Annotated in this window: 7 protein-coding genes; 6 read left to right on the forward strand and 1 reads right to left on the reverse strand. The window is 59.9% G+C overall.

Going from position 1 to position 11511, the window contains the following annotated elements; translation table 11 throughout:
* Window positions 1–243 precede the first annotated feature (243 nt).
* Together P1S46_03020 and P1S46_03025 are read left to right on the forward strand one after the other, a co-directional pair.
* Window positions 244–5676, forward strand: coding sequence for an OmpA family protein (locus tag P1S46_03020; protein ID MDF1535458.1), 5433 nt, complete (start codon window positions 244–246; stop codon window positions 5674–5676).
* Between the two features lie 169 nt (window positions 5677–5845).
* The gene (locus P1S46_03025; GenBank protein ID MDF1535459.1) at window positions 5846–6277 is read left to right on the forward strand and encodes a YbgC/FadM family acyl-CoA thioesterase; all 432 of its coding nucleotides are present in this window, start codon (window positions 5846–5848) and stop codon (window positions 6275–6277) included.
* A 324-nt stretch (window positions 6278–6601) separates the two neighbouring features.
* Here P1S46_03025 and P1S46_03030 read toward each other — a convergent pair whose 3' ends face one another.
* Complete coding sequence (locus tag P1S46_03030; GenBank protein MDF1535460.1) at window positions 6602–6952, reverse strand: TIGR02266 family protein; 351 nt, start codon at window positions 6950–6952, stop codon at window positions 6602–6604.
* A 60-nt stretch (window positions 6953–7012) separates the two neighbouring features.
* Between P1S46_03030 and P1S46_03035 the strand changes: the two genes are divergently transcribed.
* The 4 genes from P1S46_03035 to P1S46_03050 form a co-directional block, all read left to right on the forward strand.
* A complete protein-coding gene (locus P1S46_03035) occupies window positions 7013–8251 on the forward strand; it encodes an ATP-binding protein (protein MDF1535461.1) in 1239 nt (412 codons plus the stop codon).
* Window positions 8252–8425: 174 nt separating this feature from the next.
* Window positions 8426–9274, forward strand: a complete 849-nt coding sequence (locus P1S46_03040) for a class I SAM-dependent methyltransferase (GenBank protein ID MDF1535462.1) — start codon at window positions 8426–8428, stop codon at window positions 9272–9274.
* 214 nt (window positions 9275–9488) lie between these two features.
* Window positions 9489–9920 (forward strand): YbgC/FadM family acyl-CoA thioesterase, encoded by a 432-nt coding sequence (locus P1S46_03045; GenBank protein MDF1535463.1) that lies wholly within the window; start codon window positions 9489–9491, stop codon window positions 9918–9920.
* A 909-nt stretch (window positions 9921–10829) separates the two neighbouring features.
* Window positions 10830–11511: ArsA-related P-loop ATPase (locus tag P1S46_03050; GenBank protein MDF1535464.1), on the forward strand; the 682-nt coding region annotated here is incomplete at its 3' end.

Below are 11511 nucleotides of genomic sequence, written 5' to 3' on the forward strand. Positions count from 1 at the left end.
GACATGGTTCCACCCTCCCCCAACGCCGGCATTTTTGCCGCGCAGGGACCGGTGCGTTTTTCCGTCCGCCGCCTGATAAACGTGATGGGTGTCTTCACAACAAAGTTGAGCCGGTGGAGCGGTCTTGCGGCCGTTCCATCGGCCCTGCGCGCGCCTGGTTCCCGGGGATTACCCGCGGGTTCCAGGCCCACGCAGGCCTCTGTTTATGCCGTTTTGCTATTACCGTTACTGTTACTGGCGTTTATGCCGGCTGTAGCCACTGCCGTCCCCGCCGGCACCGTTATCACCAACACGGCCGGCGCGGATTACACCATAACCGGCACGCCCCAGTCTGCCGTCTCCAACTCTGTCAGCCTCACCACGGTGGTCCTTGGCACCCCGTCTACCCTGGAGCTTTACAGGTACGCACCTTCCGCCCCGGCCCTTTTCCTCACCGTTGGGATCACGCCCTATTTCGATGGAGCATCTTTTGTCCCGGCGCCGGCACCCTCTGACCCTGCCACCGGGACCAGTATCGACCTGTCCGTACCGGTGCCCCTGGAGCCGGCCGCCAACTTCAGCCAGGGCGATCCCGTTTTTGTCCTGCTCACCGATCCCGACGGCAACATCAACCCGGCGGTGGCGGACACTATCCGCGTCGAGATCGAGGATCCGGGTTCCACCCTGGTGGAAACCGTTCTTCTGACCGAGACGGGCGTCGACACCGGTGCCTTCACCGGGTACATCCTGTCGGGCGCTCCCTCCGAGACGGCCAACGACGGCCAGCTTTTCGGTTACCCGGGTGCCCAGTTCACCTCCCGTTACACCGATACGGCGGTCCCTGTGGACGTGTCTACGGCGCTTTTCCTCTTCGATGCGTCCGGCGTGCTCTGGGTCACGGCTGTACCGGGCAAGGGGACCGTATCTGCAGGCGATTACCTCACCTACACCATCACCGTCCAGAACAGCTCCGGAACCACCGTGCCCTCGACGGTGCTCACCACCGACCTTCCCGTGGGGTTCCGTTACGAGGCTGGCTCCGCCAGGACCGCCGCTGTGCCTTCTCCAGATCCCCTCACGGCCCCTGACGGCAGATCCCTGGCCTTCTCGGTGGGGGATATTCCTCCCGGTGGGACCATCGAGATAGTCTTTGTCGCCAGGGTTGGGGCCGCCGCCAGGACAGGCAGGGCCGTGTCTCCCAATACCGCGAGTTCCGGGGTCCTGGTGTCTAATACGGCCCTGGCAGTCGTGCGCGTCAAGGAGGATCTGTTCAAAAGCCGGAACACCATCATGGGCCGGATCGTTGCCGGCGCCTGCGGGGATACCGATGGTTCCGGTGTGGGCGGAGTCACGGTCTTCCTGGAGGACGGGACTTTCGTGGTGAGCGATGAAAAGGGCCGGTTCCACTTCGAAGGGGTACGGTCCGGAACTCATGTCCTGCAGCTGGACCTGGAAACGGTGTCCGAAATGTACGATGTCGTGGCCTGCGACGACGATACGCGCCAGGCCGGCCGGCCCTGGTCCCGGTTCGTGGACCTTGCCGGCGGTTCCCTGTGGAGGGTTGATTTCTACCTGGTACCCAAGGCCCCCACCGCTGGCAAGGCGGTCCTTGTCCTGAAGACGGTTTCCCAGGTCGACCGGGTCACCTTCAGCGCTTCCATGAGGGGCGAGCATGTTCCGCTGGGTAACGTGCGGTTCAGGGTGACCCTGCCGGAGGGAGTGGAGTTCGAGCCCGGTACGGTCATGCTCGAGGGAGAACCTGTAGGCGATCCGGTGGCGGACGGCCGTATCCTCACGTGGAATATCGGCGATGTGCCGGGCGTCTGGGAGAAGGGGATCACCTTCGAAACGAAGATCCTGGAGAATTGGGACTGGGCGAAAGAGAACATCCTGGAGCCCCTCGGAGAGGACGGTACCTTCGAACCGGTGAAGAATATCCAGGGGCGCATGACCGAGGTCGTAAGTTCGGCCAGCGTCACCTTCGACACCCCCCTCCGGGCCGATATGAGCACCCCTGAGGTCCAGAACGTCCTGCTGAAGGCTTCCGAGAGGGAGGAGACCCGCACGCGGAAGTTTGTCTTCCGGCCCCATTTCGCCACCTTCGAATCCCGGCTGACAGCGGAAGACAAGGAGGCGCTGGATATCATCGCTTCCCAGTTCGATCCGGGTGAGATCGGGAGGGTCCAGGTCACCGGGCACACGGACAATGTGCCCATCAGCAGACGCGGCCGGCAGATATACTACGACAACCACGACCTGTCCAGCTCGCGGGCAAAAAGCGTCGCCCGCTACCTTCGGAGCGTGTGGGACCTTCCCTCAGGTATTTTCATCACCGATGGAAAGGGGCCGGACGAGCCGGTGGCCTCCAACGATACAGCCAGGGGCCGTACCCTCAACCGGCGGGTTGAGGTGAACGTCATAACCACCACGGTGGAGACCCGGACCGAGCTCGAGCCCATCGACGATCAGAACATCACCGAGATCGTTATCGAGGGGTTAAGGCCGGGCCAGAGGAGGGCGGCGTCAGGCCTGGCGCCCGAACTCGATGTCCTGGAACCTGGGGCTGATGCTGCCGGTTCGGCCGAGGTTGACCTACTGGCGGACAAGGGCTGGCTCGAAGATACGGACGGCTCCCTGGAGTGGGTGTACCCGCCGGCGGGGTATGCGTTCAGGGTCCCCGGTATCAGGGTGGCAGTGAAACACGATCCCGGGAGCGAGGTTAAACTGACGGTGAACGGGAACGAGGCGCACCGCCTGAACTTCATGGGGACCGAGTACAATGCCGGCAGAACTGCCGCCCTGAGCGTCTGGAAAGGTATCGAACTCAAGACGGGGGACAACGTTCTCAAGGTGGAGGAGATCAACAGCCTTGGCCTCGTTTTCAGGACCGTGGAGAGGGAGGTCCACCTGTCAGGTTCCCCCGTGAGCGTCCAGTTCCTGCCTGAACAGTCGGTCCTGGTGGCCGACGGACGAACCGTACCGGTTGTGGCGGTTCGCCTGACAGACGAGGATGGGTACCCGGCGCGGATCAAGTCCATGGGACAGTACTTCGTGGACACGCCCCACCAGCCGTTCAGATCCGGGGGCGGCAGGGGGGATGCTTTCTTCGGGGTCGAGGAGAACGGGATCGCCCGGCTCATGCTCAAGCCCACGGTCAGAACCGGTGATGCCGCTGTCCGGGTCAGGCTTCAGGACGGTGAGGAGGAGATCAGGGTCTGGCTTAACGCCCAGCGGGAGGAATGGATCCTGGTGGGCCTGGCGGAAGGGACCGTGGGATACAATACGGGGAGCGGCAACATGCAGTCCCTTGAGGATTCCGGCGGCGAGGAGGATCTCTATTACGATGGCCGTGTCGCTCTCTTCGCCAAGGGCCAGGTCAAGGGAGAGTACCTCCTGACCATGTCCTACGATTCCAACGGGCCCCATGGAGCCGCCGGGGAAGGACTTCACGGAACCATCGATCCGGACAGCTACTACACCCTTTACGGAGACGGTACCGAACAGGATTACGAGGCTCCCACATCGAAGAAGCTGTACCTGAAGATCGAGAAGGGACAGTTCTACGCCCTCTTCGGCGACACCAGCTCCGGCCTGACGGTGACGGAGCTCTCCCGGTATGATCGCAGGATCACGGGCCTGAGATCGGAGCTGAGGGGTGAAAAATACTCCTACAACCTCTTCGCCTCCGAGACGGAGCAGGGTTACATCCGGGACGAGATCCCGGGTGACGGGACCTCGGGTATCTACCGCCTCTCGGTGCCCGATGTCGTCATCAACTCCGATTTCATCCGCATCGAGGTGAGGGACCGGTTCCAGTCCCACGTTGTGCTCGCCACGGAAACCCTCACCAGGCACGTGGACTACAGCATCGATTACAGTGACGGGACCCTCTTCTTTAAAAAGCCGGTTCCCGTGCGTGACGAGTTCTTCAACCCTGTGATCATCGTTGCCGAGTTCGAAACGTCGGACCCGGATGCGGCGGGTCTCACCTACGGCGTGAGGGGCGAGGTTGCCCTGGAAGGCGCCGGAACAACGGTGGGCCTTTCCCGCATTCACGAGGACCGAGGCCAGGACGAGGGTGATATCACCGGGATCGATATCACAGCCCGCCTCTCGGAAGGGGTGCACCTTCGCGCAGAGGCAGCGGCTAGCAGCAACGTTGTGTCAGGCAATGCCGATGATGCATCCGCCTTCATCGTGGAGCTGGCAGGACAGACTGAAAAGAGCAAGGGAACCGTCTACCTCAGGGAAACGGAATCCGGGTTCGGGCTGGGGCACCAGAACAGTTCCGAGGTGGGGACGAGAAAGAGGGGCCTCCAGGTCGAGCACGCCATATCCGAAACGGTGGGTGTGACCGCTGAACTGTTTGATCAGGAGAACCTGGAGACCGGAGCCGATCGGCAGGTCCAGGAACTGGGCGCGGTGAAGACCGCGGGAAATACCGTTCTGAACGCCTCCGTGCGGCAGGCCAGGGATACCGACAGCGACGGTACGGAAGAAAGCAGCCGCCAGCTGACGGCGGGTGCCAGATGGCATTCCGGGGATCAGCGGCTGGAACTGCGCGCGAACCGCGAGCAGTCCCTGGGGGACAACGCCAATACCGATTATCCTACCAGGACCCTGCTGGGGACCGATTACCAGCTGACGGACAGGGTATCCCTCTACGCCGAACAGGAGTACACCGACGGGGACGATACCTCCGTGACAAGCTCCAGGCTGGGTATGAGGGCCAAACCGTGGGAGGGGGCGGAGGCGGTTTCCACGGTCGACAGGAAACATGACGAGAACGGTGAGCGGGTCTACGCCACGACGGGCCTGGACCAGACGTGGCGGATCAACCCCCGCTGGCGGCTGAGCGCCGGCCTGGAAAGCGCCAGGGTTATCCGGGAGTCCACCAGTGAACCGCTGAACCCTGACGCTCCTCCGGTTTCCAGTGAAGAGGATTACACCGCGATCTCCCTGGGTACCGGCTATACCCTCGAACTCTGGGATTTCGACCTGCGGTACGAGTCCCGCAGCGCCGAGAGCAGCGACAAGCGTGGGATCGTGTACGGGATGTTCGGTGAGCCCGCCGACGGTGTGGGGATCTCCCTCGATCTGAAACAGTTCAGGACCGAGTCCGATCCCAACGTCCGTCAAACGGAAACGGATCTTCGCATAGGGATCGTGTACCGGCCGTGGGACCGTCGATGGACCTTCCTGAACCGACTGGACTACTTCTCGGATGAAGAGACCGGCGGAGGGCTGGATATGGAATCGTGGAAGGTCGTGGATAACCTCAATGCCAACTTCAGGCCGGCGGACGACCTCCAGGTCTCCTTCAAGTACGGGATAAAGCAGGTCAAGGATACCGTGGATGGACAGCTTTACAGCGGGACGACCCAGCTGCTGGGAGTGGACAGCCGGTACGACCTGACGCGGCAATGGGATATCGGTGCGTGGACGAGTGTCCTGGCCGCCCTGGACGCGGGTTCAACTGACTACGGACTGGGTGCTTCGGTCGGGTACGGCTTCATCGAGAACCTGTGGCTCAGTTTCGGTTACAACCTCCACGGTTATGAAGATTCCGATTTCTCCCAGGGCGATTTCACAGCCCAGGGCCCCTTCATCAAGTTCCGTCTCAAGTTCGACCAGGAGAGCCTGAGGGGGATACTGGGGAAAGGCAGGAGCCATGAGCCTGGAGCCGGGAGCCGGTAGAAAACTTCCAGTGCATAAAGTGCATAGAGCGCCTGAAGTGCAAAAGTACCATGTACATGTCAGCGGTTTTCCTGCATTTTTTTGCACCGCTCCTCCTGCACTTCATGCACTTGTTTAAAAGGGCAATTTCACCGCTGTACATAGTCCCCTAAATGAGAGAAAAAAGGCCATGGTCCAACAACGGAGCAATACCGTCAAGATTCCCTACCGCGTCGCCTACCAGGACACGGATGCCGGCGGGGTGGTATATTACGCCAACTACCTCGGGTTCATGGAGAGGGGCCGCAACGAGTATCTCAGGCAACTGGGGCGCTCCATAAAGGATTACCAGGACAGCGGTATCTTCTTTGTCGTGGTGGAGGCCGCCCTCAGGTACAGGGCTCCGGCCGTTCTGGACGACCTGCTGACCATCGAAACCTGGATCGAGGAGGGGAGACGGTCCAGCGCGGTGTTCGGCCAGCGTGTCCTGAGGGAAGGGGACGGAACCCTTCTTGTGAAGGGTGATATCAGGGTCGCCTGCATAAACGACCGGCTCAGGCCGACAAGACTTCCTCCCGAACTGTTACCTGGACGCGGGGGAGACCCTCGACTTGCCGACTGAGCGACTGAGCGAGAGGGCGGGCAGAGGAGCGTGGGAGCAGGGGGGAAGAGGTGTCGAAGTGTCGGTATGGCGGTTTACTTTATTCGTCATCCCGGAAATCACGACGGACTTGTCCACCATAGCTGATCGACAGGCGTTAGCGAAGGCGGAAGGAGCGATTATCCGGGATCCATGGACCCCGGGTCTACGCATGCGCTTCGCCCGGGGTGACGGTAGTATGGTCACCTGGAACCCGCAACCCGGAAAACGGCTGCCCCTCTCCGTCATTCCGAATGAAGTCAACCAAGCTAAAAAAATACAGCGGGTTTAACCCACTGTATTTTTTTAGTATCCTTTCTGTGTCAGCTGCGACCGTCCGATGTACTGCAGAAGGATAGCCTCGTCGGCCTTGCTCAGTTCGGTAAACTCGATGCCCATGCCCGGAGGGCCTTCATCAGTTTCCGCAGACTTTTTCCAGACTACCTTGCCCTTGATCCGGAAGGAATATGCGAAGCCGGGCAGCGTGAAATCCACTGTGATGATCGAACCTGTTTCCAGGGGACGTGTTGTCTTGATGTACAGTCCTCCCAGACTCAGGTTAATCGTGTAATCGGTGAAGGACTCCATCCCATGCTCGTAATTGACCTCGACGGAGGTCTCCTGCCGCGGGAAGCTCCTGCGCTTTTCGTATGACATCCGGCCCCCTTTTCCCAGGTACTTGTTTCATCCGACACTTGTGACTCACCAACAGCGGCTTTGATTTATACAAGATCGAAAGCTAATTTAACACAGGCAACACAGGGTGAAACAAAAAAAACTGACACGGAAAGGAAAAGGCTCGCTAAGGAATCGCACCACCTGCAAAGGCTCGAGGGGCTGGGCGTTCTGGCTGGAGGCATCGCCCACGATTTCAATAACGTCCTGACGGGGATCCTGGGGAACATCTCCATTGCCCGGATCACCGCGGACCCCGGCAGCAAGGTCCAGGAAGCCCTTCTCAATGCCGAAAAGTCCTGCCAGGTGGCCAGCGGGCTGGTGCAGAAACTTCTGCCCTTCGCGCACAGCGGGGCTCCGGTCAAGGCCCTCGTCCCCATGAAGATCTTCATCCGCGAGTCTCTCAGGTCCTACGAGTTTCCACCATCCATCCAGCTGAGGTTTTCACTGGAGGATGATCTGTGGGACGCGGAGCTCGATGGAGGGCAGGTGAAAAATGTGCTCATTTCCCTGGTGGACAATTCCGTTCATGCCTGTCCCGAGGGCGGCGTCATCGAGCTGGCGGGCAAAAACGTGATCGTCGGTGAAGGCGGACCGGGAAACCTTGCGCCGGGCCCGTACGTCAGGCTGACGATAACCGACACAGGAAGGGGGATCGCCGAAGAGGACCGGGAAAGGATCTTCGATCCTTATTTTACCACGAAGGACGGTTCCAACGGTCTCGGCCTTGCCTTTGCTTTCTCTGTCCTCAAAAGGCACAGTGGAAGTATCACGGTCCGGTCACTGCCGGGAAGCGGGGCCGCTTTCGATCTGTTCCTCCCCGCGAAGGCTGAAATAGAGCAGGAGTCCTCACCCGTACCCGACAGGGTGGGCGAGAGGAAAGGATCGCGCGCCGGGAAAGGTCGAAAGTCTGTCCTCATCATGGATGACGAGAAGGATATCCTGGAAACGGCCGGGCAGATGATCGCCATCATGGGCAACTCGGTCAGTACCGCGAGGGATGGGGAAGAGGCCATAAGCCGTTACCGGGAATCACTCGATGAGGGCCGGCCCTTCGACGCGGTTATACTGGATCTGAGGGTACCGGGAGGGATGGGTGGCCGTGAAACGATGGAAAAGCTCAGGGTGATTGACCCGGGCGTGACGGCCTGGGTGTCGAGCGGCTATTCCGGTGACCCGATCATGTCCGAGTACGGCAGGTATGGGTTCAAGGCGGCTGTGGCCAAACCTTACAGTTCGGATGACCTGAAAAGGGTCCTTGAGAAGGTGCTGGAAGAGTAACTGGGGGACACGGGGAAGGGAGCGGGGGCCCATGCGCCCATGCGCCCCCGCGTCCGCTCTTCCCCCGACACCCCGATACCCCCTTACTGCCCTTACCCCCTCTCACCATCTGGACTCCCTTACCCCCCTGTGCCATATTAGCCTTTGTTTTCAATTTGAGGGGAGAACCGACCTGTGAAAAACCCGACCGGAGTTGACTCCAAGGAACTGGGCCTGGCCGCCGGTCTCGTTTTCGCGCGCTATTTCCTGAAAACTGCACATCTGCACTACGGTTTATGGACCGGCGATCTGGAAGTTGATATCTCCAACCTCAAGGCGGCCCAGGATCGGTACAGCGATCTCATCGTTTCCAGCATCCCGGAAGGTGTGAGCACCATCCTGGATGTGGGTTGCGGCACGGGGGTGCTTTCCGCAAGGCTGCTGGATGAGGGCTACCTGGTCCAAAGCGTGTCGCCCAGCCCTTTCCTGACCTCCTGCGCCAGGGATGTACTGGGGAAAAGAGGGGTGATCCACGAAAGTACCTTTGAAGAGCTGGAGCTTGCAGACAGGTTCGATCTCGTGCTTTTTTCCGAGAGTTTTCAGTACATCGATCTCAAGCGCGTCTTTGGAAAGTGCAGCACTCTGCTTTCCGAAAACGGGTCTGTCCTGGTATCGGACTTTTTCCGCCGCGACGATGCCAGGGGCCGCAGCCGCCTGGGCGGGGGTCATTCACTGGGCAGGTTTTACGAGGTGCTTGAAGGATCCAGGTACGACATCCTCAGTGACAGGGATATCACCCAACAGACTGCCCCGAACATGGACGTGGTTAACGACCTGCTCCGCAATTTCGGACAGCCCATGTGGGAGCTGTTCCTTTATTACCTGCAGAGTAACTACCCGCGGTTGAACCGCCTTGCCCGCTGGAGGTATCGAAAAAAGATCGCCAAGATCGAGAGAAAGTATTTCACGGACAGCCGGACTGCCGAGACTTTTGCCGAGGACAAGAGCTACAGGTTGGTGGTGTGTAAAGCAGCGGAGAGATGACAACGAAGAATGAAGAGCGATCACCACGGAGACACGGAGAAAAGCGGAGGAAGGCTGAATTCAGGGATTTTTGGCCGAATGGCACCAAAGCCCGCATTTCACCACAGAGAAAACAGAGAGCACAGAGAAAAGCCAAGAACTGGGGAAGGATTGTAACTCCCTCCTTACAATAGCCCATATCCCTGATATCTTCTTCCCCCTTGAGGGAGATGCCGTGACCGACCTGAAAAAACATATTTCCCGCATCACCTACCGCGTCGCCTACCAGGACACGGATGCCGGCGGGGTGGTATATTACGCCAACTACCTCGGGTTCATGGAGAGGGGCCGCAACGAGTATCTCAGGCAACTGGGGCGCTCCATAAAGGATTACCAGGACAGCGGTATCTTCTTTGTCGTGGTGGAGGCCGCCCTCAGGTACAGGGCTCCGGCCGTTCTGGACGACCTGCTGACCATCGAAACCTGGATCGAGGAGGGGAGACGGTCCAGCGCGGTGTTCGGCCAGCGTGTCCTGAGGGAAGGGGACGGAACCCTTCTTGTGAAGGGTGATATCAGGGTCGCCTGCATAAACGACCGGCTCAGGCCGACAAGACTTCCTCCCGAACTGTTACCTGGACGCGGGGGAGACCCTCGACTTGCCGACTGAGCGACTGAGCGAGAGGGCGGGCAGAGGAGCGTGGGAGCAGGGGGGAAGAGGTGTCGAAGTGTCGGTATGGCGGTTTACTTTATTCGTCATCCCGGAAATCACGACGGACTTGTCCACCATAGCTGATCGACAGGCGTTAGCGAAGGCGGAAGGAGCGATTATCCGGGATCCATGGACCCCGGGTCTACGCATGCGCTTCGCCCGGGGTGACGGTAGTATGGTCACCTGGAACCCGCAACCCGGAAAACGGCTGCCCCTCTCCGTCATTCCGGACATCACGCTGAAGGCGGGATGAGCCGGAATCCAGACCTGCTTGCCTGCCGCGGCGTAGTCACGCTCCTGGCGTGACGAAGACGGGTCATTGCGAGCATAAAGCAGTAACTTTCCATATTCTTCTTCCCCCTTGAGGGGGGAAGACCGAGATGGGGGTGACTACGCTGGGGAATGAGAGCGACGCGGCAATCCCAGGCGACCTGTCCGTCGTAGCTCGTCAGAGCGAAGCCGGAAGCTGAAATGGTCGTCGCGGCTTTTTCCGGTCGCCCGTGAGATCGCTTCACTCAGGAAAAGCTTTCCCCCCTCACCTCGATCCTCTCCCTCCAGCCCCCTTCGCATAAACCTCCTTCGTTAAAACTACGGAGGTCAGGAGCTTCGGCGGGCCAAGGGGGAGAGGAAGATTAAGGAATTGGACTATTTTAGGGTTCGCGATGACAAACGGGGTGTCCCTTCGACAAGCTCCTTTCCCCCCGACAGGCTCGGGACAAGCGACAAGCTCGGGGCAGGGAGCGATGAATGAAGATGAGGGGTTTCCATCGCGCTTCGATCTTTGCGCTTTGCGCCTGGATCCCGGAAACCGGTACCCGGAACTCGGAACCTGAGCGCGGCGAAGCGAACACCGGGTACGGAGGATCGATGAAATCAAAAAATGCCAGGCTGTTCCTGTTCGGCGGGAAGGGGGGCGTTGGCAAGACCACCTGTTCAGCAGCCATTGCGGTTAAGCTTGCTTCCGAGGGGATTAAGACACTCCATATCACTTCGGACATGGCTCCTTCCCTGTCCGACATCTACGGTATCAAGATCGGCGACCGGATAACCGGGGTCGCACCGGAGCTGGACGCCATGGAGATCACCCAGGACAGTATCGGAGCCGCCTGGAAGAAGAAGTTCGGTCCCGATTTCGCCGAGATCCTTTCCCACATCCTGGACATGGACGGCATGCGGAAGGAGGGGGATCTCGACCTCCTGGATTACATCGGCACAGCGCCGTCCCTCCGGGAGGAGACGCTCCTCGACATGATCGTTGAAATGGCCCGCGCGGGAAGCTATCGGCGGATCATCTGGGACACCGCGCCCGCCGGGGAGACTCTCAACCTGCTTCACATGCCCCGTCTCATGAGAAAACACCTGAAAGCCGGAGCCAAACTTTACGAGGCGGTGGATCGCCTGGCAGGCGCTGTTGTCCGCAAACGTTCCCTTGCCTCCATCATGGAGGAGTGGGTCGTCCGCTCCGAGAAGATCGCCCTGTTCCTTCAATTCAACACCCTGTTCTTCATCGTGGCAAACCCGGAGGCGCTGGTTGTACGGCAGGCCTCCC

The organism is bacterium (assembly GCA_029210545.1).
Taxonomy (GTDB): Bacteria; BMS3Abin14; BMS3Abin14; order BMS3Abin14; family BMS3Abin14; genus JARGFV01.